At 58.1% G+C, this 21,095-nt stretch carries 21 protein-coding genes; 12 read left to right on the forward strand and 9 right to left on the reverse strand.

Features of this window, described 5'->3' with window-relative positions; translation table 11 throughout:
* Nucleotides 1-19 precede the first annotated feature (19 nt).
* Both tag and FHW76_RS14825 read left to right on the forward strand, forming a co-directional pair.
* Nucleotides 20-601 carry a DNA-3-methyladenine glycosylase I gene (tag, locus tag FHW76_RS14820; protein WP_008806894.1) on the forward strand — a complete coding sequence of 194 codons (582 nt, stop codon included), beginning with the start codon at nucleotides 20-22 and terminating at the stop codon, nucleotides 599-601.
* A complete protein-coding gene (locus FHW76_RS14825; protein ID WP_008806893.1) occupies nucleotides 579-1,019 on the forward strand; it encodes an N-acetyltransferase in 441 nt (146 codons plus the stop codon). The genes tag and FHW76_RS14825 overlap by 23 nt, the downstream gene beginning before the upstream one ends.
* Here the strand turns inward: FHW76_RS14825 and FHW76_RS14830 are convergent.
* Nucleotides 988-3,318 carry a molybdopterin guanine dinucleotide-containing S/N-oxide reductase gene (locus tag FHW76_RS14830; RefSeq protein WP_022064585.1) on the reverse strand — a complete coding sequence of 777 codons (2,331 nt, stop codon included), beginning with the start codon at nucleotides 3,316-3,318 and terminating at the stop codon, nucleotides 988-990. The two genes, FHW76_RS14825 and FHW76_RS14830, sit on opposite strands and share 32 nt — an antisense overlap.
* A 167-nt stretch (nucleotides 3,319-3,485) precedes the next feature.
* On the opposite strand from FHW76_RS14830, the gene FHW76_RS14835 reads away from it, so the two are divergent.
* From FHW76_RS14835 to ghrB, 6 genes are all read left to right on the forward strand, one after another.
* A complete protein-coding gene (locus FHW76_RS14835; protein WP_002921917.1) occupies nucleotides 3,486-4,148 on the forward strand; it encodes an OmpA family lipoprotein in 663 nt (220 codons plus the stop codon).
* 103 nt (nucleotides 4,149-4,251) lie between these two features.
* Nucleotides 4,252-5,268, forward strand: coding sequence for a LacI family DNA-binding transcriptional regulator (locus FHW76_RS14840; protein ID WP_008806891.1), 1,017 nt, complete (start codon nucleotides 4,252-4,254; stop codon nucleotides 5,266-5,268).
* Between the two features lie 111 nt (nucleotides 5,269-5,379).
* Nucleotides 5,380-6,129: a sugar phosphate isomerase/epimerase gene (locus FHW76_RS14845; protein WP_008806890.1), complete on the forward strand. Its 750-nt coding sequence runs from the start codon at nucleotides 5,380-5,382 to the stop codon at nucleotides 6,127-6,129.
* A gap of 3 nt (nucleotides 6,130-6,132) precedes the next feature.
* Nucleotides 6,133-7,068 (forward strand): sugar kinase, encoded by a 936-nt coding sequence (locus tag FHW76_RS14850; RefSeq protein WP_008806889.1) that lies wholly within the window; start codon nucleotides 6,133-6,135, stop codon nucleotides 7,066-7,068.
* 104 nt (nucleotides 7,069-7,172) lie between these two features.
* Nucleotides 7,173-8,453, forward strand: coding sequence for an MFS transporter (locus FHW76_RS14855; protein WP_008806888.1), 1,281 nt, complete (start codon nucleotides 7,173-7,175; stop codon nucleotides 8,451-8,453).
* 24 nt (nucleotides 8,454-8,477) lie between these two features.
* Nucleotides 8,478-9,449 carry a glyoxylate/hydroxypyruvate reductase GhrB gene (gene ghrB / locus FHW76_RS14860; RefSeq protein WP_012540338.1) on the forward strand — a complete coding sequence of 324 codons (972 nt, stop codon included), beginning with the start codon at nucleotides 8,478-8,480 and terminating at the stop codon, nucleotides 9,447-9,449.
* A 108-nt stretch (nucleotides 9,450-9,557) separates the two neighbouring features.
* Here ghrB and FHW76_RS14865 read toward each other — a convergent pair whose 3' ends face one another.
* Entirely contained in the window at nucleotides 9,558-10,268 is a 711-nt protein-coding gene (locus FHW76_RS14865) for a DUF3053 domain-containing protein (protein WP_012540337.1), read from the reverse strand.
* 441 nt (nucleotides 10,269-10,709) lie between these two features.
* Between FHW76_RS14865 and FHW76_RS14870 the strand changes: the two genes are divergently transcribed.
* The 3 genes from FHW76_RS14870 (at nucleotide 10,710) to cspA (ending at nucleotide 13,066) form a co-directional block, all read left to right on the forward strand.
* Nucleotides 10,710-12,065, forward strand: a complete 1,356-nt coding sequence (locus tag FHW76_RS14870) for an aromatic acid/H+ symport family MFS transporter (protein WP_008806885.1) — start codon at nucleotides 10,710-10,712, stop codon at nucleotides 12,063-12,065.
* A 245-nt stretch (nucleotides 12,066-12,310) separates the two neighbouring features.
* The gene (locus FHW76_RS14875) at nucleotides 12,311-12,601 is read left to right on the forward strand and encodes an HTH-type transcriptional regulator (RefSeq protein WP_002921931.1); all 291 of its coding nucleotides are present in this window, start codon (nucleotides 12,311-12,313) and stop codon (nucleotides 12,599-12,601) included.
* A 252-nt stretch (nucleotides 12,602-12,853) separates the two neighbouring features.
* Nucleotides 12,854-13,066: an RNA chaperone/antiterminator CspA gene (gene cspA / locus FHW76_RS14880; RefSeq protein ID WP_000014594.1), complete on the forward strand. Its 213-nt coding sequence runs from the start codon at nucleotides 12,854-12,856 to the stop codon at nucleotides 13,064-13,066.
* Between the two features lie 98 nt (nucleotides 13,067-13,164).
* Here cspA and FHW76_RS14885 read toward each other — a convergent pair whose 3' ends face one another.
* The 5 genes from FHW76_RS14885 to FHW76_RS14905 all read right to left on the reverse strand — a co-directional run bounded on the left by FHW76_RS14885 (nucleotide 13,165) and on the right by FHW76_RS14905 (nucleotide 18,982).
* A complete protein-coding gene (locus tag FHW76_RS14885) occupies nucleotides 13,165-14,784 on the reverse strand; it encodes an ATP-binding cassette domain-containing protein (RefSeq protein WP_064166783.1) in 1,620 nt (539 codons plus the stop codon).
* A gap of 301 nt (nucleotides 14,785-15,085) precedes the next feature.
* Nucleotides 15,086-15,238, reverse strand: a complete 153-nt coding sequence (gene hokA, locus FHW76_RS14890) for a type I toxin-antitoxin system toxin HokA (RefSeq protein ID WP_032731451.1) — start codon at nucleotides 15,236-15,238, stop codon at nucleotides 15,086-15,088.
* A gap of 326 nt (nucleotides 15,239-15,564) precedes the next feature.
* Complete coding sequence (gene glyS / locus FHW76_RS14895) at nucleotides 15,565-17,634, reverse strand: glycine--tRNA ligase subunit beta (protein WP_183476799.1); 2,070 nt, start codon at nucleotides 17,632-17,634, stop codon at nucleotides 15,565-15,567.
* Nucleotides 17,635-17,643: 9 nt separating this feature from the next.
* The gene (gene glyQ / locus FHW76_RS14900) at nucleotides 17,644-18,555 is read right to left on the reverse strand and encodes a glycine--tRNA ligase subunit alpha (protein WP_004205014.1); all 912 of its coding nucleotides are present in this window, start codon (nucleotides 18,553-18,555) and stop codon (nucleotides 17,644-17,646) included.
* A 127-nt stretch (nucleotides 18,556-18,682) separates the two neighbouring features.
* Nucleotides 18,683-18,982 carry a YsaB family lipoprotein gene (locus tag FHW76_RS14905; protein ID WP_077598891.1) on the reverse strand — a complete coding sequence of 100 codons (300 nt, stop codon included), beginning with the start codon at nucleotides 18,980-18,982 and terminating at the stop codon, nucleotides 18,683-18,685.
* 179 nt (nucleotides 18,983-19,161) lie between these two features.
* Here FHW76_RS14905 and FHW76_RS14910 point away from each other — a divergent pair, with 179 nt between their 5' ends.
* A complete protein-coding gene (locus FHW76_RS14910; RefSeq protein WP_012967072.1) occupies nucleotides 19,162-20,157 on the forward strand; it encodes an acyltransferase in 996 nt (331 codons plus the stop codon).
* 26 nt (nucleotides 20,158-20,183) lie between these two features.
* Here FHW76_RS14910 and yiaA read toward each other — a convergent pair whose 3' ends face one another.
* Together yiaA and yiaB are read right to left on the reverse strand one after the other, a co-directional pair.
* Nucleotides 20,184-20,630 carry an inner membrane protein YiaA gene (gene yiaA / locus FHW76_RS14915; RefSeq protein ID WP_008806879.1) on the reverse strand — a complete coding sequence of 149 codons (447 nt, stop codon included), beginning with the start codon at nucleotides 20,628-20,630 and terminating at the stop codon, nucleotides 20,184-20,186.
* A 31-nt stretch (nucleotides 20,631-20,661) separates the two neighbouring features.
* Nucleotides 20,662-21,033, reverse strand: coding sequence for an inner membrane protein YiaB (yiaB, locus tag FHW76_RS14920; RefSeq protein WP_008806878.1), 372 nt, complete (start codon nucleotides 21,031-21,033; stop codon nucleotides 20,662-20,664).
* Nucleotides 21,034-21,095: the final 62 nt, after the last annotated feature.

The following is a 21,095-nucleotide window of genomic DNA, read 5'->3' on the forward strand; positions in this document are numbered from 1 at the left end:
CGCAGAGGGAGAAATAGCTATGCAACGTTGCGGATGGGTGAGTCAGGATCCGTTATATATCGAATATCACGATACCGAATGGGGTGTGGCGCAAAAAGAGGGCCGCCAGCTGTTTGAAATGATCTGCCTGGAGGGCCAGCAGGCCGGTTTGTCATGGATCACGGTGTTAAAAAAACGGCAGAACTACCGTCAGGCTTTTCACCAGTTCGACCCGGTGCGCGTGGCAGCGATGGGGGAAGACGATGTCGAGCAGTTGCTGCAGAATGCCGGCATCATTCGCCATCGGGGAAAAATCCAGGCCATTATCGGCAACGCCCGCGCCTATCTGGCGATGGAAGAAAATGGCGAGTCGTTCACTGATTTTGTCTGGTCCTTCGTCAACAATGAGCCGCAGGTGACCTGCGCCGCGACGCTGGCGGAGATCCCCACCACGACGCCGGCCTCCGATGCGCTGTCGAAGGCATTGAAAAAACGCGGCTTTAAATTTGTCGGCTCGACAATCTGTTATTCCTTTATGCAGGCCTGTGGACTGGTCAACGACCATATCACCGGCTGCTTCTGTCACCCTGGAGGTCAGGATGATCCGCAAGTGGGACACTAAAGATACCGCGCCGCTGCTGGCCCTGTGGCTGGACAGCACGATTCATGCCCATCCTTTTATCAGCGAAAGTTACTGGCGCGACAGCGTCGCGGTGGTACGGGATGTCTATCTTCCCGCCGCCAGCACCTGGGTCTGGGAACGCGATGGGGAATTAAAAGGCTTTGTTAGCGTGCTGGACTCCCGCTTCGTCGGCGCGCTGTTTGTCGCGCCGGACGCCATCCGCCAGGGCATTGGCCGGGCGCTGCTGGATGAAGTCAAACAGCACTACGCCTGGCTGAGTCTCGAGGTTTACCAGAAGAACGAATCGGCGGTCAGTTTCTACCATGCGCAGGGCTTCCGGATTGAAGACTGCGCATGGCAGGACGACACTCAGCACCCGACGTGGATTATGCGTTGGCCGGCGGATCAAATGCTGTAAGCGGCAGCGTCGGGCCGGTATATTTCTCCAGCCACGCCAGGGCGGTGTTCCCGGCACAGCCGTTGCCCAGCCGGGATGTCGGGATATCTTTGGTTAAGACATTCACCGCCCCGTTTTTGCAGATGCCCACCCGCGGATCCAGGTCGGGCCATGCCCCTTCATGCAGGCAAATCACCCCCGGGCGGATCCCCTCCGTCACCACCGCGCCGGCCAGCACCTGACCGCGGGCGTTCCACACCCGCACCAGATCGCCATCGGCAATCCCCCGAGCCCGGGCATCCTGCGGATGAATAGTCACCGGTTCGCGTCCGGCGACAGCATAGCGTTCGCGCAGCGTGGTGTGGTTCAGTTGACTGTGCAGACGGTGGGCCGGATGGGCCGACAGCAGCTGCAGCTGCCCCGCCTCAGCGTTGCCATGCCACTCGTCGGGCTCCAGCCACATCGGGTGCGGCGGGCAATCGGCGTAGCCAAAGGCGGCGATGGTCGGCGAGTGGATCTCAATTTTACCGCTCGCCGTTTTCAGCGGATTAGCCTGCGGATCGGCGCGGAAGGCGGCGAAGCGCGCAAAACGGGCATTCTCCGGCTCCTCTGGCATCTCAATCAGCTGGTTAGCCTGCCAGAATTCGGCAAACGGCGGCAGCATCACCTGCTGGTGAGCCCCGCGCTGGGCGGCGATCTGATAGAAGGTCTCCAGCCACTGCAAATCACTCTTCCCTTCGGTGAAGCGCTCGCGGCCGCCCACCTCCCAGCGTTCGCTGAGGTCGGCAAAGACCGTGAAATCGTCGCGCGCTTCATCTCGCGGGGCGACCACCTGCTTCATCGGCACCAGATGCTGATTGCTGTAATCTCCAGTCATGGTCAGATCGTTGCGCTCAAACGAGGTGGTCGCCGGCAGGACGATATCGGCATGGCGCGCGGCGGCGGTCCAGAAGCATTCGGAGATGACGATCAGCTCCGGCTTCTGCCAGGCCTGAATCAGGCGGTTGGTGTCCTGATGATGAGTAAAGTTGGCCCCGCCGGCCCACCAGATAAAGCGAATATCGGGGAAGCGACGCGCCATGCCGTTGTGCTGATACTCTGCCCCCGGATTCTCCAGCGCCTCGACGATCCGCGCGACCGGGATCTTCTCCACCGCGTCCACGCCCCCGGCGACGCTTCCCTGCATCGAGCCCAGTACCGCCGCGCGGCGCGTCGGGTTGCCGCCGTTGGCGAAATGATAGGAAAGACCAAACCCGCCTCCCGGGGTGCCAATCTGCCCCAGCATGGCGGCCAGGGTGACCAGCATCCAGTGCTTCTGCTCGCCATACTGCTGGCGCTGCATGCCCCAGCCAGACATCAGCATGGTGGTATTTTCATGGAAAATTTTCGCCAGTTCACGGATCTTATCCGCTTTCACGCCGCAGATCGCCGCCGCCCAGTCAGCGGTTTTCGCTACGCCGTCGCTTTCGCCGGTCAGATAGCGGGCAAAAATATCGTAGCCGCTGGTGCAGCGGGTAAGAAACGCATCATCCTGCCAGCTATTCTCCACCAGCGTATGGGCGATCCCCAGCATCAGCGCGACATCGGTGCCCATATGCGGCGCGATCCATTCCATCGAATCGCCAAAGAAATCGACGGTTTCCGATCGCATCGGATCGATGCAGATCAGGCGCTTACCGCTCTGGCGCAGCCGGTCGAACCACGGGATCCCCTGCTCGTCGGAGGCGTTCCAGGCAATTTTCAGGGTGTTCAGCGGATTGGCGCTCCACAGCACCACCACTTCGCTGTGCTCGAGCACCAGCGGCCAGCTGGTCTGCTGCTGATACACCTCATTCCCGCCCACGACGTAAGGCATGATCGCCTGCGCCGCGCCAGTGGAGTAATCGCCAAGATGGCCGGTATAGCCGCCCGCCAGGCTCATGTAGCGCTGCAGCAGGGTGGCCGCCTTATGCAGGACGCCGTTAGAGCGCCAGCCGTAGGAGCCGGCGAAAATCGACTGCGGACCGTAGCTTTCGCGGATCCGCCGATGCTGGGCGTCAATTAAATCCAGCGCCTGATCCCAGCTCACCCGCACGAATTCATCCTGACCGCGGACCCCCTGGGGCTTGTCCGGTGAAGCAAGGAAGCCTTTGCGCACCATCGGATAGCGCACGCGGGTTTTGCTGTGGACCTGATCGCGCACCGCCGTTTGCAGCGAGTTGGCAAACGGTGTCGCCAGCGCGCCGCGGGAAGAGAGGACGTTTTCACCGTCCGTTTCCACCAGCATCGGTCCCCAGTGGGCGGCGGTTAAGATGGTTTTGGTTGCAGATGAGGTTGGCAAGGGCGGCTCCTGGTCAGCGAATGCAGGTGTCATGACGGCGTGATGGGCAACCGTTCAATGTTATTTACAAAATGAGATGGTATCCGGGGAATTTTCTACGTAATCACGCGTCATAATCAACCGTCACGTTCGCTGTGACAAAGAATAAAAAGGATTAAGGACATTAAATGAAAAAACGCGTACTTATGATTGCGGCGCTGGTCAGCGGCACTCTGGCCATTTCTGGCTGCACCACCAACCCCTATACCGGTGAACGTGAAGCAGGTAAATCCGGTATTGGCGCAGGTATTGGCTCCTTAGTGGGCGCTGGCGTCGGCGCGCTCTCCTCTTCCAAACATGACCGCGGCAAAGGCGCGCTGATTGGCGCAGCGGCCGGCGCGGCGCTCGGCGGCGGCATTGGTTACTACATGGACGTGCAGGAAGCGAAGCTGCGCGACAAAATGCAGGGAACCGGGGTCAGCGTGACGCGAAATGGCGACAATATCGTGCTGAACATGCCGAATAACGTCACCTTCGACAGCAATAGCGCCAACCTGAAGCCGGCCGGCGCCAACACCCTGACCGGCGTGGCCATGGTGCTGAAAGAGTACGAGAAAACCGCTGTTAACGTCGTCGGCTACACCGACAGCACCGGCAGCAAGGATCTGAATATGCGTCTGTCGCAACAGCGTGCAGACAGCGTCGCCAGCGCGCTGATCACTCAGGGCGTGGCGGCCAATCGCATTCGCACCACCGGCATGGGGCCGGCGAATCCTATCGCCAGCAACAGCACGGCGGAAGGCAAAGCGCAGAACCGTCGCGTGGAAATTACCCTCAGCCCGCTGCAATAAGCGCATCCTCATGTCGCCCGGCAGCCGCTCTGCCGGGCAAAATGCTTGATATCGCTATTTTTCGCGCTAAGGTGTTGGCAGATTTTCAGCAAAGGAAGCCACCATGGCGAAAGCGGCGCGTGCAACTATCAGCGATGTGGCGAAAGCCGCAAAGACCGGCAAAACCAGCATTTCACGTTATCTTAACGGCGAGAAGCATCTGCTTTCCGACGATCTGTTATCACGTATTGAAAAAGCCATTGCCGAACTCGACTACCGCCCCAGCCTGATGGCCCGCGGCCTCAAGCACGGCCGAACCCGCCTTATTGGCCTGATCATCGCCGATATCACCAACCCCTACTCGGTCAATGTCATGAGCGGCATTGAAGCGGCCTGCCGGGAAAAAGGCTTCACCCTGCTGGTGTGTAATACCAATAACGAGCTGGATCAGGAACTGCACTACCTGGACCTGCTGCGCAGCTACCAGGTGGAAGGCATCGTGGTCAACGCAGTCGGTATGCGGGAGGATGGCCTGAACCGCCTGCAGCAGTCGGCCCTGCCGATGGTGCTGATTGACCGTAAAATCCCCGACTTCGCCTGCGATGTGGTCGGGCTTGATAACGCCCAGGCCGCCACCACCGCCACCGAACACCTGGTGGAGAAAGGGTTTGAGGCCATCCTGTTTCTCAGCGAACCGCTGGGCTCGGTGAATACCCGCCGCGAGCGTCTGAGCGCTTTTCGCGCTACCCTCACTCGTCACCACGGCGTGGTGGCTGAAAACGCCGAAGTGCAGCTCAACGACGGCGCGATGATGGACAACGTCCTGCGCCAGTTCCACGCCCGTCACCGCGGGATGCGCAAAGCGGTCATCTCCGCCAACGGCGCCCTGACGCTGCAGGTGGCCCGCGCTCTGAAGCGCGTCGGCCTGATCTGGGGGAGCGATATCGGCCTGCTGGGCTTCGACGAACTGGAGTGGGCGGAGCTGGCTGGCGTCGGTATTACCACCCTCAAACAGCCGACGTGGCAGATCGGCTACGCCGCGGTCGAACAGGTGATTCGGCGCATTGCCGGCACTAACGACCCCATCCGCGAGCGGGTCTTCTCCGGCGAGCTTATCGTCCGCGGATCAACCTCTCGTTAACGATCCTTCGTGATGCCGATCATAAATTAAACATCTCGCCCTTTCTTATGGAACCGATACCATCTAGCGTATTAAGGAGATTAAGCAACAAACGCCGGGAGTAAGAGCGCGATGGCCAGAAAAATTATTGTCGTTACCGCTGCGTATGGTAATGACCATGTTAAATCCTTAGGCGGCCAGGCCGCTGTCCTGCCGTTCATCGCCGACGCCGGTGCGGACGGTGTCGAGATCCGCCGCGAGCTGTGCAGCGCGGAAGAGCTCAACGCTCTGCCGTCGCTGGCGGCCACCATTGAGCGCCACGGCCTGCTGGCCTGCTACTCCGCGCCGCAGGCGCTGTTCGCCGATAACGGCGAGCTCAACCCGGAACTCCCGGCGCTGCTCGCGGAAGCGCAAACCCTTAACGCCCTGTGGCTAAAGCTCTCCCTTGGCCATTTCCTTCACAATCAGCAGTTGGATGAGCTGCGCGAGATCCTCCGCGACAGCGGCATGGCGTTGGTGGTAGAGAATGACCAGACCGACTGCGGCCAGCTGGCGCCGATGCAGCGCTTCAAAGCCGCCTGCAGGGTCCATCAGTTGCCGGTCACCTTAACGTTTGATATGGGCAACTGGCTGTGGGTCGGCGACTCGCCGGAAGAGGCGGCACGCCACCTTGCGCCGGCGGTCAGCTATATTCATGTGAAAGCGGCGGAGCCTCATCATGAGAAATTCCGCGCGGTACCGCCGGATCAGGCCGCCGATCGCTGGCTGGCCCTGCTCGATAATCTTCCTGCCGACGCGCCGCGTGGAATCGAGTTCCCGCTGACTGGCCATGACCTGACGGCCGTGACCCGCCGCTACGTCAACCTGTTACGCGAGGATTAAGCCGTGGAAAATTTAGATGTCATCACCATCGGCGAAGCCATGGCCATGTTTGTCGCCACCGAAACCGGCGATCTGGCCGAGGTGGAGCATTTCATGAAGCGTGTCGCCGGCGCCGAACTGAACGTCGCCACCGGCCTGGCGCGCCTGGGTCTGAAGGTCGGCTGGGTCAGCCGCGTCGGCAACGACAGCTTTGGCCGCTTCGTACTGCAATCGCTGGCGAAAGAGGGGATCGATAGCCACGCTGTCGCCATCGACAACCGCTTCGCTACCGGTTTCCAGATGAAATCGAAAGTCGAAAATGGAACCGATCCCATTGTGGAGTATTTCCGCAAAGGCTCTGCCGCCAGCCATCTGTCGCCGGACGATTTTCGCGCCGACTACTTCACCAGCGCCCGCCATCTGCACCTGAGCGGCGTGGCCGCCGCGCTCTCTGAAAGCTCATATGCGCTGCTGGAGCATGCGGCGAAGGTGATGAAAGCCGAGGGAAAAACCCTCTCTTTCGACCCTAATCTGCGCCCGGTGCTGTGGAAAAGCGAAGCCGAGATGGTGGAGAAACTCAACCGTCTCGCCTTCCAGGCTGACTGGGTTTTGCCAGGCTTAAAAGAGGGCGTGATTCTCACCGGCCAGCAGACCCCGGAAGGGATCGCCGATTTTTATCTCTCCCGCGGCGTCAAGGCGGTAGTCATTAAAACCGGCTGCGACGGCGCCTGGTTCAAGAGCGCCAGCGGCGAACAGGGAACGGTTGATGCCATTAAAGTCGAAAACGTCGTCGATACCGTCGGCGCCGGCGACGGCTTTGCCGTCGGGGTGATTAGCGCCCTGCTGGAAGGCAAAACCCTGCTTCAGGCGGTGAACCGTGGCAATAAAATCGGTTCGCTGGCGATTCAGGTCCAGGGCGACAGCGAGGGGCTCCCCACCCGCGATGCGCTGGGCGAATAACATTTATACGCAACAATAACAGCCGTCCTGTACCCTACCTGCAGCGCGGCACAGCAGCGTCCGTTTCGACGGACGGATGTCACCTCATTGACAGAGGCAAGCCTATGAATAGCTCAACAAATGCAACGAAACGCTGGTGGTACATCATGCCTATCGTGTTTATCACGTATAGCCTGGCGTACCTCGACCGTGCCAACTTCAGCTTCGCCTCCGCGGCAGGCATTACCGAAGACCTGGGCATCACCAAGGGGATCTCCTCCCTGCTGGGGGCCCTGTTCTTCCTCGGCTACTTCTTCTTCCAGATCCCCGGCGCTATCTATGCGGAGCGCCGCAGCGTTCGCAAACTGATCTTTATCTGCCTGATCCTCTGGGGCGGCTGCGCCTCGCTGACCGGTGTTGTGCATAATATCCCGGCGCTGGCGGCCATTCGCTTTATCCTCGGCGTCGTCGAAGCGGCGGTGATGCCGGCGATGCTGATCTATATCAGCAACTGGTTCACCAAATCAGAGCGCTCTCGCGCCAACACCTTCCTGATCCTCGGTAACCCGGTGACGGTCCTGTGGATGTCGGTGGTCTCCGGCTACCTGATTCAGGCCTTCGGCTGGCGGGAAATGTTCATCATCGAAGGGGTGCCGGCAGTGATCTGGGCCTTCTGCTGGTGGGTGCTGGTAAAAGACAAACCGTCGCAGGTTAACTGGCTGGCGGAGAGTGAAAAAGCCGCGCTGCAGGAACAACTGGATCGTGAACAGCAGGGCATCAAAGCGGTGCGTAACTATGGCGAAGCCTTCCGCTCCCGCAACGTGATCCTGCTCTGCGCGCAGTACTTTGCCTGGAGTATCGGCGTGTACGGTTTTGTACTGTGGCTGCCGTCGATTATCCGCAGCGGCGGTGAAAATATGGGGATGGTGGAAGTGGGCTGGCTCTCTTCGGTTCCGTACCTGGCGGCCACTATCGCCATGATCGTGGTCTCCTGGGCCTCCGATAAAATGCAGAACCGTAAGCTGTTCGTCTGGCCGCTGCTGCTGATTGGCGGACTGGCCTTCATCGGCTCCTGGGCGGTCGGCGCCAACCACTTCTGGGTGTCTTATACCCTGCTGGTGGTGGCCGGTGCGGCAATGTATGCGCCTTACGGCCCCTTCTTCGCCATTATTCCGGAAATGCTGCCGCGTAACGTCGCCGGAGGCGCCATGGCGCTGATCAACAGTATGGGCGCTCTGGGCTCCTTCTGCGGCTCGTGGTTTGTCGGCTACCTGAACGGTGCCACCGGCAGCCCCGCAGCCTCCTATATTTTTATGGGGGTGGCGCTTTTCGCCTCAGTATTGCTGACTTTGATTGTTAAGCCTGCTAATAATCAAAACATTCCGCTTGGCGCTCACCACGCCTGAACTATTTCTACTACGGAGATTCGCATGAAGCCGTCTGTCATTCTCTATAAAACGCTTCCCGACGACCTGCTACAGCGCCTGGAGGAGCACTTTTCCGTCACTCAGGTAAAAAACCTGCGGCCGGAGACCGTTTCGCAGCATGCAGAGGCCTTCGCCCAGGCTGAAGGCCTCCTGGGCTCCAGCGAAAAGGTTGACGCCGCGCTGCTGGAGAAGATGCCGAAGCTGCGTGCGACCTCTACCGTTTCCGTTGGCTATGACAACTTTGACGTCGAGGCGCTGAACGCTCGCCGGGTGCTGCTGATGCATACCCCGACCGTACTGACCGAGACCGTCGCCGATACGGTCATGGCGCTGGTGCTGAGCACCGCGCGCCGGGTAGTGGAAGTGGCGGAGCGCGTCAAAGCGGGCGAGTGGACGAAGAGCATTGGCCCGGACTGGTTCGGCAGCGACGTGCACCATAAAACCTTAGGTATCGTCGGCATGGGCCGCATCGGTATGGCGCTGGCGCAGCGCGCCCACTTCGGGTTCGGCATGCCGATCCTGTATAACGCGCGCCGCCAGCATCCGCAGGCGGAAGAGCGCTTCAATGCCCGCTATTGCGATCTCGATACCCTGCTGCAGGAAGCCGATTTCGTCTGCCTGATCCTGCCCCTGAGCGAAGAGACCCACCATCTGTTCGGTCAGGCGCAGTTTGCCAAAATGAAATCTTCCGCCATCTTCATTAACGCCGGACGTGGCCCGGTGGTGGACGAGCAGGCGCTGATCGCTGCTCTGCAGGCGGGTGAAATTCATGCTGCCGGCCTTGATGTCTTCGAACACGAACCGCTGGCAAAAGACTCGCCGCTGTTAACCCTACCAAACGTTGTCGCGCTGCCGCATATCGGCTCTGCCACCCATGAGACGCGCTACAACATGGCGGCCTGCGCGGTGGACAACCTGATCGATGCCCTGAACGGTAATGTAGAGAAAAACTGCGTTAACCCGCAGGTCAAATAAGCCATAAAAAAACCCGGGTAGCGGCGGCAATCGCCCTCCCCGGGTTCTTTTTGCATCTTATCCATCATCCTGCTCGTTCGCCGCAGCCAACGTCAGCCAGATGAGACATTAACGGGTGGCGTTCACCGCTGCCGTCCATGCCTGATTAAACGCCTGATGCTGCGCCGCCAGCGGCCCAATCAGCGCATTGTACTGGCTGGCCTGCTGCGAGGTGGGGAACTGAATGCCGTTGGCCACAAAGCTCACCTGGGTCCCCTGCTGAGCGACAAAATCCCCCACCTGAACCAGCTGCTGGGTAAAGATTTGCGCGGCCGGGATCAGCGGCTGCAGCGCGTCAGCTGGCGCGGTCACCACCTTGGCGTAAACCTGATCGAAGACCGGCTTAAGATCGTCAGCCTGCTTCAGAGCGCTATGCGCGGCATCGGCCTGCATTTTCGCATTCTGCAGCTGCTGGCTGAGCACGCCCAGCGCGCCGTTCGCCTGACGCAGCGGCTCACGCTGGGTCATATAGTCCTGCGGGACGCGGATAGCATTGACGCTGTCCACCACCGGGCGCAGACCAGCGTCCATCGCCTGGCTCACCTGCTGCGAGTAACCGTAGATCACCGCGTAGTCAGAGACAAAAGGCCCAAACTGTTTTTTCTGATCGGCGGTCAGCGTCGGCAGACGTTCACCGCTACGCATCGCCGTATTCTGCAGGAAGTCGATAAACGCTTTGCGCTGATCGCCTTCTTTATCAAAACACCCACTCAGGCTAACCACCATCAATAAGGCCGCCATAGCCGCAAACCAGCGAGAGCAGGACTTTCCTGTCGCCATTTTTTTACTCCTTTCAGCCAAAAAAAGCGCACAACGACACACACGTGCCAGACGCTGACAAGGATAGTCCAGCTCGGCCTCGCAGGATACCCTTTACTGCTAATCTTACGCAGGAAAAACGCCATTTCGCACGCCATCGTCGCGGTGTAGAACGTCTGTTATGCACATCACAAATATAGTCATCACATTCTGCGAGCGAAGTTTATATAACCATCTGATTTTTATGGCACTAAAAAAGTTTCCGTACGACGTGGCGTCCTAAAACGGACGATAATCGCACGCTTTGGCGCGCGCCTGCATTGCCTGCCCCCCACTTCAATGATTTGATGAATGAGCGATTAACGGCGATACGTTCGATTATCGCACAAATCAAACTCAATGACGCGAGGACGACGATAAAAACAGACCTCTGTCCCTCGCTCAGTCTGCCAGGAAAGCCGTATGACTAAGACAACCATCGACATTCAGGCCTTTATCAACGAGCACCCCTTCACCCGCTACCAGTGGATGATCCTTGCGCTCTGCTTTATCACCGTCGCGATGGACGGATTCGACACCGCGATCATCGGATTTATCGCCTCCGACCTGGTACAGGAATGGGGCGTGGAAAAATCGGCGCTCGGCCCGGTGATGAGCGCCGCGCTGGTGGGCCTGGCGGTCGGCGCCTTAACCGCGGGGCCGCTGGCTGACCGCATCGGCCGCAAAAAAGTGCTGATTATGTCGATCGTGGTGTTCGGCGGATTCAGCCTGCTTACCGCCTTCGCCACCAGCCTTAATCAGCTGACGCTGCTGCGTTTCCTGACCGGTCTCGGGCTCGGCGCGGCGATGCCGAATGCGGCCACCCTGATGAGCGAATATGCGCCGGAGCGCCGTCGGGCGCTGCTGGTGAACCTGATGTTCGTCGGCTTTCCGATGGGATCATCGCTGGGTGGCTTTTTATCCGCCTGGATGATCCCGCACTATGGCTGGCAGAGTGTGCTGGTGCTGGGCGGCGTGATGCCCCTCCTGCTGGCCGTAGCGTTAATTTTTCTGCTGCCGGAGTCTGCCCGCTATCTGGTGGTGAAGCAGCAGCCGGCGCAGCGCATTGCCGCCATCCTGAAACGCATCGCGCCGCTGCCGGAGGCGGTGGAATTTGAGCTGCGCGAAGCAGGCCAGGTGAAAGAGAAATCGGCCATCGGCGTCATTTTCTCCCCACGCTACGCGGTGGGTACCGTGATGTTGTGCCTGACCTACTTTATGGGCCTGCTGATTTTCTACCTCCTGACCAGCTGGCTGCCGCTGCTGATCCGCGAAACCGGCGCCTCGATGAGTCAGGCCTCCATCATCACCGCCCTGTTCCCGCTGGGCGGCGGGATTGGCGTACTGATCCTTGGCGCCCTGATGGACAAGATCAATCCCAACAAGGTGGTGGCCGTCGGCTGGTTGCTGACCGGCGTTTGCGTCTGCCTGGTGGGTTTCTCCACCAGCAGCCTGGTGCTGATGGGGGTGATGGTGTTTATCGCCGGTAGTATTATGAATGGCGCGCAGTCGTCGATGCCCGCGCTGGCGGCAGGCTTCTACCCGACGCAGGGGCGCGCCACCGGCGTCGCCTGGATGCTGGGTATCGGCCGCTTCGGCGGGATCCTCGGCGCATTCAGCGGCGCCTTCCTGATGCAGGCGCAGCTCTCCTTTGAAACCATCTTCACTCTGCTGGCCATCCCGGCGTTCCTGTCAGCCCTCGCGCTGCTGATCAAATACCGGGTCAGTAAATCCGCGCCGGCGACGAAAGACGACGCGAGAGGTCTGCAGAAAGCCTGATTGTTAAGCCGGCGGCCCGCGCCGGCTTTGCCGCTTTTTTCTTATCCGTTTACAAAAATTTTCGAAGCCATCTCATCGCGTTAGTAATCATTCTCTTAGGCTCCACTGCCGTTTGGCTGCCGGGGCCGATTCGATAGCCTGTTGGCAAATAATCACGGACGTTACCATCCGCTGCACGATTTTCTGACTATTCTTAAAGAGCTTTATAAAAAATCTCTTCCGCTGTGTGATAAAAGGAGTTCTCAATGGAATATAAAGATCCCGTGTTTGAACTGCTGAGCAGCCTGGAACACATCGTATTTAAGGATGATAATCAGAAACTTACCTCAAACCGTAAGTCCACTGTGTTTAGTGAATTTGAGCAACTGCGTAAAGGCACTGGACTTAAGATTGACGACTTTGCCAACGTCATGGGCGTGAGCGTCGCCATGGTAAGAGAGTGGGAGTCGAGACGGGTTAGACCGTCTCCCACCGAGCTGAAATTGATGCGCCTGATTCAGGCCAATCCACAGCTTTCACGACAGTTACTCGATTAATCCAGCGCGCAGCGGCATGGGTCAGTAAGGGGGCTTTTGCCGCTGCACCGTAAAAAAAAGTTTGCTATCAGGTGCTGAACGTGCGTTAATGCTCGCAGGTTTGATGTACAGACCACAGAGCAGTCGAATAGAGCAGTCCTTCTAAGGTTATCCAAAGATACCCCCGTAGTGAACTTTCCCTTTATCGCTTTAAATCTGTAGTCCAGACCGCTACGCCGCAAGGCTCACTTATTTTTTTAAAGGTAATTCACTATGTCCGGTAAAATGACTGGTATCGTAAAATGGTTCAACGCTGACAAAGGTTTCGGCTTCATCACTCCTGACGATGGCTCTAAAGACGTGTTCGTACACTTCTCTGCTATCCAGAACGATGGCTACAAATCCCTGGACGAAGGTCAGAAAGTTTCCTTCACCATCGAAAGCGGCGCTAAAGGCCCGGCAGCTGGCAACGTAACTTCTCTGTAAGTTCAAGCCGCTAAGAATCGAGAATCCCTGCCTGATGGCGGGGATTTTTTTTATCTGTCGCCAACAGCCGCCAGCATACGATGGCGGCTGTTGGGCATTCAGAGCAGGGAAAAGTGCCAGCCCGTCTCCCGCCACGCCAGGCTATGGGTCAGCTTCAGACCGTGTAAAAAAGCCTCATCATGTGACACCACCAGCATCGCGCCTGGAAACGCCGCCAGCGCGCTTTCAATAGCCTGTGTCGATGCTAAATCGAGATGGTTGGTCGGCTCATCCAGCAAAAGCAGCTGAGCGGGATCGCGTCGCCAGAGCACGCACGCCAGGGCCGCTTTCAGACGCTCGCCGCCGCTGAGCGTCGCCAGCGGCAGAGTGACCTTATCCGCGCCAAGCTGGAGCTGCGCCAGACGGGTGCGCAGAAGGCCCTCATCCAGCGGGGTATCGTCCAGGCTCAGGTGCGCCATGACCGATAACGACAGATCCAGCTGCGTCAGATGTTGATCCAGATAAGCCGCGCTCACCGACAGCCGGACATCGCCTGAGACGGCCTGCTCCAGCCCCAGCAGCGTTTTCAGCAAAGTGGTTTTGCCACAGCCGTTCGGTCCCTTTAGCGCAATACGCATCGGACCATCCATACGCCAGTCCAGCGGCGCAGCGGGTGAATGGGCGAGCTGCAATGCTTCCACCACCAGAACCTGCTTGCCGGCGGCCACTTCGCTACCCGGCAGGGTGAACATCACCGGATTGTCGTCTTCTACCCGCTCCCGTGCCTGCTGCACGGCGGCATTCAGACTGCTGTTCTGTTCACGATGCTGACGGCGCAGCGTTCCCGGGCGCTCTTTTGCCGCACCTTTGTACTTCACACGTTCAAACGATGCGATATTTAGCGTATCAACGGTCCGCAGCGTCTGAGCCGAGCGCCGCTGCGCGGCGTCATGCTCCTTTTGCATTCGCGCGCGGGTGCGCCGTCGCTCGGTCACAGCATGCTCCAGCGCCGCGCGCGCAGCCTGCTGCTCCGCCATACGCTGGCGCTGATATTCATCATAGTTGCCGCCGTAGCTGCGCAGCGCCGTCGGCGTCAGCTCAATAATCCTCGGCATCCGCGTCAGTAACTCGCGGTCGTGGCTGGCGATCAGAGCCCCACCCTGCCAGCTTTCCAGTTGGTGATAGAGCCACTCCCGCCCCTGGCGGTCCAGATGGTTGGTGGGCTCATCCAGCAGCAGATAATCGGCGCCGGAGACAAAGGCGCCGCACAGCAGAGCCTTCATCCGCTCGCCGCCGCTGAGTGAAAAAACGGGACGATCGGCAGAGAACGGCGGGAGATCGGCTTCACGGAAAGCTAAACTCAGGCGATCGGGGAGATCCCAGTGGCCATCCAATAGATCGAAATCGGCAGCCAGCACTTGACCCTGTTCAAGGCGAGACAAGGCATCAAATATCGGCGCATAGCCCAGCAGCGCCGCGAGGGTCATCTCTGGCGTGACGTTCGGCTGCTGCGCCACCCAGGCAATAGAAGCCCCGCGCTCGATATAGCCGTCGGCGGGGGAATCCAGACCGGCCAGCAGACGTAGCAGACGCGTCTTACCAACGCCGTTACGGCCGACCAGGCCGCAAAGCGACGATTCCAGCGATAAATTCAGCGGACCAAAAAGCGTATCTCCCGTCGCAAACTGACAGGTGACCTGATGTAAAACAAAAGCGGGGATGTGGGCGCAATGAGCCATAAGCACTCCTGAATGAAATCAATACTCCCCTACCCGCAACATCTGCGAGGTAAGGCGTGAAATTCATCAGTCGTGTTTGTTCATTTGTGGGGCGCGCTCCGGTGAGACGAGGAATTCGTCGGGGCATAGGATAGCCACACTCCGGTATGCGTTGCAAGCCTGTTTTATTCAACGATCGTGTAAAAATAAAAAGGCCTCCTGATATCAGGAGGCAAATGATTTATTTGGTGAACAATGAAAGGGTGCATTGAGAATGCCTGACACTGCAAGCATGGTGGGGATAGATCCCCACCAGATGCTCTTACTGTTTAATATCACAGGCTAAGAATGCCACCAGCTCAATATTTCCCTGCCTGACCTGTAATTCACATAGCGAATCACGAACCATCCAGGTCAATAATAAAATAGTGAAGCAAATCACTACTAAGCCAAACAACAGATACTTTTGCGGCATTCCTCGCCTCCAGTGTTGATTTTCAACAAGTAAGAGGCTACTCTTATGGTGTTCATGCATAGGGGAGCCTCACTTTGATTACTATCAGGTGGGGCTTTTCTCTGTCTGTCTCCCGCTGAATACCTGAGACACACAGTCTCAAGCACCCGCCGCCATTCTAGCGTAAATACCTCACGGAATTATGTTTATATATTCCTAAAACATTTCTTATCGATGAATGTAAATAATGAAGATATCAATAGCAGAATTATTAACGGTTCATCTATTTATATTTCACGTATAAAAAAACCTGCCCTGAGGCAGGTCTTTTATTATTACCGATACGCTTACTGCAGCAAAGAAATATCCGCGACCTGCAGGAACAGTTCACGCAGTTTGGACAGCAGCGTCAGACGGTTGATGCGAACATCTTTGTCTTCAGCGTTAACCATCACGTTCTCGAAGAATTCATCCACCGGCTCGCGCAGCGCAGCCAGCTCGATCAACGCATCCTGATAACGGCCTGCGGCGAAATACGGCTGCAGTTTGTCGCGCAGCACCACCAGATTGCCCGCCAGCTTGATTTCCGCCGATTCTTTCAGCACTGAAGCGTGAACGATGTCGTTCAGCGTCTCGTCGGATTTCGCGAGGATGTTGGAGACACGTTTGTTTGCCGCCGCCAGCGCGGAGGACTCTTCCAGGGTACGGAAGTGCGATACGGCTTTCATGCGCGCATCAAAATCCGCCGGGCGGGTTGGACGACGCGCCAGTACCGCCTGGATCGTGTCGACGCCGTAACCTTCGTCCTGATACCAGGCGCGGAAGCGGCCCAGCATAAAGTCGATCACATCATCAACCACGTTGGCGTTGGTCAGCTTCTCACCGTACAGACGCACCGCTTCTTCGGTCAGCGTTTGCAGATCGAGATTCAGGTTCTTCTCAACGATGATACGCAGCACGCCCAGCGCGGCGCGGCGCAGCGCAAACGGGTCTTTATCGCCTTTCGGATGCTGCCCGATACCAAAGATACCCGCCAGGGTGTCCATCTTATCGGCAATCGCCACCGCGCAGGCCACCGGGTTAGACGGCAGCGCGTCGCCGGCAAAGCGCGGCTGATACTGCTCGTTCAGCGCCACGGCCACGTCTTCCGCTTCGCCGTCATGGCGCGCGTAGTGCATCCCCATCACGCCCTGGGTGTCGGTGAACTCGAAGACCATGTTGGTCATCAGGTCGCACTTGGACAGCAGGCCCGCGCGGGTCGCATGGTTCACGTCAGCGCCAATCTGCCCGGCAATCCAGCCCGCCAGCGCCTGGATGCGATCGGTCTTGTCGCGCAGGGTCCCAAGTTGCTGTTGGAACAGCACGGTTTCCAGACGCGGCAGGTTATCTTCCAGACGTTTTTTACGGTCGGTGTTGAAGAAGAATTCAGCATCGGCCAGACGCGGACGAACCACCTTCTCGTTACCGGAGATGATCTGCTGCGGATCTTTGGACTCGATGTTGGCTACGAAGATAAAGTTCGGCAGCAGTTTGCCGGCGTTGTCGTAGACCGGGAAGTACTTCTGGTCGCCCTTCATGGTGTAAACCAGCGCTTCGGACGGCACCGCGAGGAATTTTTCTTCGAACTTCGCCGTCAGCACCACCGGCCATTCCACCAGCGAGGTGACTTCTTCCAGCAGGCTTTCGCTCAGATCGGCTTGACCGCCAATCTTACGCGCCGCTTCTTCCGCATCGGCTTTGATTTTGGCTTTACGCTGTTCGTAATCGGCGATGACTTTACCGCGCTCCAGCAGGATCTGCGGGTACTGGTCGGCATGATCGATAGTGAACTCCGGCTCACCCATAAAGCGATGCCCGCGAATCACGCGATCGGACGGAATACCGAGGATAGTGGCCGGGATCACTTTGTCACCCAGCAGCAAAGTCACCGTGTGAACCGGACGCACGAAGTGGACGTCAGACGCGCCCCAGCGCATCAGTTTCGGGATCGGCAGCTTCGCCAGCGAGCTGGCAATCATGTTCGGCAGCAGCGCTTCAGTGCTTTCGCCCTTTACATGGGCGCGATACAGCAGCCACTCGCCTTTGTCGGTGGTCAGACGTTCGGCCTGATCGACGGTGATACCGCAGCCGCGCGCCCAGCCTTCGGCCGCTTTGCTTGGCTTGCCTTCGGCATCGAACGCCTGGGCAATAGCCGGGCCGCGTTTTTCCACTTCGCGATCGGCTTGCGCCGCCGCCAGGTTGGCTACCTTCAGCGCCAGACGACGCGGGGCGGCAAACCATTCTACTTTACCGTGCGCGAGGCCAGCGTTATCCAGCTCCGCGGTCACGTTCGCAGCAAAAGATTCCGCCAGGCTGCGCAGCGCTTTTGGTGGCAGCTCTTCAGTGCCGATTTCCACCAGAAAAGTATTCTCAGACATGGCCGCCTCTTATTTATTCTTGTTGCACATCGGGAAGCCGAGCGCTTCACGGGAAGCGTAGTACGCTTCCGCCACTGCTTTAGTCAGGGTGCGAATGCGCAGAATATAGCGCTGACGCTCGGTGACGGAGATGGCTTTACGCGCATCCAGCAGGTTAAAGCTGTGAGCCGCTTTCAAAATACGCTCATAGGCCGGCAGCGGCAGCGGGGTCTCCAGCGCCAGCAGCTGCTGGGCCTCTTTCTCATACTGCTCAAAGCAGGAGAACAGGAAGTCGACGTCGGCGTATTCGAAGTTATAGGTGGACTGCTCCACTTCATTCTGGTGGAACACGTCGCCGTAAGTGGTTTTACCCAGTGGGCCATCGCTCCAGACCAGGTCATAAACGCTGTCCACGCCCTGGATGTACATCGCCAGACGCTCCAGACCGTAGGTGATCTCGCCGGTCACCGGCTTACACTCGAGGCCGCCCACCTGCTGGAAGTAGGTGAACTGCGTCACTTCCATGCCGTTGAGCCACACTTCCCAACCCAGACCCCAGGCGCCCAGCGTCGGGTTTTCCCAGTTGTCTTCGACAAAACGAATATCGTGAATGGTCGGGTCCATACCCAGCTCTTTCAGCGATCCGAGGTACAGCTCCTGAATGTTGTCCGGCGAGGGCTTAATCACCACCTGGAACTGATAGTAGTGCTGTAAACGGTTCGGGTTTTCGCCATAGCGGCCATCGGTTGGACGACGGGAAGGCTGCACGTAGGCGGTCGCCATTGGCTCCGGCCCTAACGCGCGCAGGCAGGTCATCGGGTGAGAGGTGCCGGCGCCGACTTCCATGTCCAGTGGTTGAACAATGGTGCAGCCCTGACGAGCCCAGTAATCCTGTAAGGTCAGGATCAGGCCCTGGAAGGTCCTGGTATCAAACTTTTGCATATGATTTCGTGCTGGATACGTGTGGATTTAAAGGAAGGAGTCAGTATACCCGCTGGCTGCGAGATATACAGTACGAAACGGCGTTGTTTCAGGAAAACGGACGAAATTTACGCCAGCCGGGGTCGATTCAGCGCATCGAAAGATGCATAAACTGGCCGTCCGGGTCAAAGGAACAGATGAAACGCTCATTCTTGCCGGTCCGCCCCGAAAGCTCATAGCTCGCCTGGAATTGTTCAAAATGGTTCACGTCAACGAGCTGCGTTTGCGTGTTGTAGCGAATAGCGGCCTGATCCTTGCAAAGCTGGGCCATATTGAGCGTCGTTTGCGGAGTAATGCGTGCGCGCTGCGCTTTTTGCGCCGGGGGGGAAATGGTCTCGCTGCAGCCCGCGAGGAGCAGCACCAGCATAACGGAAACAACACCTTTCACCACGTACTCCTCCACCGCCTTGTTAGCAAGTTGTTATCGTAAAGATTCAGTATTACAGGTATTTTGCGAATATCATAAAACCGCGACAAGTCTGTGACCGAAAACTCAGACTAATCTATTGCGACACCGGGACATAAGGCGGGTCAGACCTTATTTCGCCAGCAGACTTTGAGGGACTGATGCAAGAAAAGATACACTGGATCACCAACCTGCGCGGTATCGCCTGCATGATGGTGGTGATGATCCACAGTACCAGTTGGTATATCACTCATCCGCATGCCATCACCCTTATGGAATGGGACATCGCCAATCTGCTCAATTCCGCCTCCCGCGTCAGCGTGCCGCTGTTTTTTATGATCTCGGGATACCTGTTTTTTGGCGAGCGCAGCGCCCAGCCGCGCCATTTCTGGCGAATTGGTTTGTGCATTGCGTTCTATAGCGCGCTGTCTCTGCTGTATATCGCGCTGTTTACCCATATCAACGTCGAGCTATCGTTAAAGAATTTGCTGCAGAAGCCCGTCTTCTACCACCTGTGGTTTTTCTTTGCTATCGCCGTCATCTACCTGCTCTCGCCGCTGATTCAGGTTAAGTCCGTCAGTGGCAAAATGCTGCTGGTGCTGATGGCGATCCTCGGTATTCTGGCCAACCCCAATATGGTCAGCGTCAAAGCCGCCGGGATTGAGTGGCTGCCAGTCAACCTCTATATCAACGGCGATACCTTCTACTACGTGCTCTACGGCGTGCTGGGCAGAGCCATTGGCACCCTGGACACCAATAAAAAATGGCTGACCCCGTTCTGCGCCGCGCTGTTCATCGCCGCCGTGTGGGTTATCTCCCGCGGCACGCTGCATGAGCTGCGCTGGCGCGGAGACTTTGGCGACACCTGGTATCTCTACTGCGGGCCGGCGGTGTTCATTTGCGCGGTCGCTCTGCTGACGCTGGCCAAAAACTGGCTTAACGCGCGTCCCCTGCCCGGTATCGCCTGCATTGCGCGACATTCACTGGGGATCTACGGTTTCCATGCCCTGATAGTGCATGCGCTGCGCGCCAGCCATCTGGAGCTGTCCCGCTGGCCGCTGCTGGACATTGTGTGGATATTTAGCGCCGCCCTGCTCGGCAGCCTGCTGCTGTCAGGCCTGGTGCAGCGGATTGATAGCCGCCGGCTGGTCAGCTAACGGTCCGCCACCCGGAGGGGCCCGACTTACGACTCAGGCCCCTCTTCCGTCACGCTGAGAGGTTCCCGTAAGCGCGTCGGGTCCCAGGCATCACGCACGTTTTTCTGCACCGCAACAGCGCCAAACAGGCTCAAAAAGTACGCCAGCCCATAGAACCCTTTCTCGCTGAGCAGCAGAGTGGCATTCCACAGTCCGATAACCAGCAGACCTACAGCGATAACGAAGACCACCAGGCAGGTGGTGTAGTACAGCGCGGTGGTCGGAATGGCTTCATACTTATCGCGCACCGTCTTTTGATAAGATGCCGCGGCAAACAGCCCCAGTACCAGGACGGCAAAATAATAGCCTTTCTCATTCAACTGCATATCGGCATTCCACAGCCCCACCAGATAGGTGACGATGCCGCCGATCAGGGCAATCCAGGAGATCAAATGAAACGCCGGAGAATACGTCGCGTGCTTGTTTTCCATCACTTTTTACCTTTTACGCGCCTCGGAGCGGCGCTTATTCCGTTTTTTGCATCGCCCGGGCGACGCGGGTCCGTTCGGGGGTTGCCGATGCGCCATATAAGCAGACAAACCATGCCGCGATATAGACGGCTTTTTCATGCCAGTCTGCCGGCACATACCAGGCGCCAACCAGCAGCAGGCCGACCGATAGCAGCAGCACCAGCCGACATAAGGCAATAAAGCCGTCGTCCTGTTCCTGCCACTGGCTGGCGCGCTGATGGGCGAGGACGGCAAACATCCCCATCACCAGTACGCCGAGAAAATAACCTTTACCGCTAAACAACGGGCAGGTTCGCCAGATACCGAGCAGATAAACCAGCGATCCTGCTGCCATCATCACCCTGGCAATGTTGCGTTTTGTGTTCATCTCACCTCCCTGGTCGACAGGGGCTGATTATGACCGACTCTCCCGGCGATGCCGTAGGTTAC

The organism is Klebsiella sp. RC2, assembly GCF_014192815.1.
In the GTDB taxonomy this organism is placed as follows: domain Bacteria; phylum Pseudomonadota; class Gammaproteobacteria; order Enterobacterales; family Enterobacteriaceae; genus Klebsiella; species Klebsiella variicola.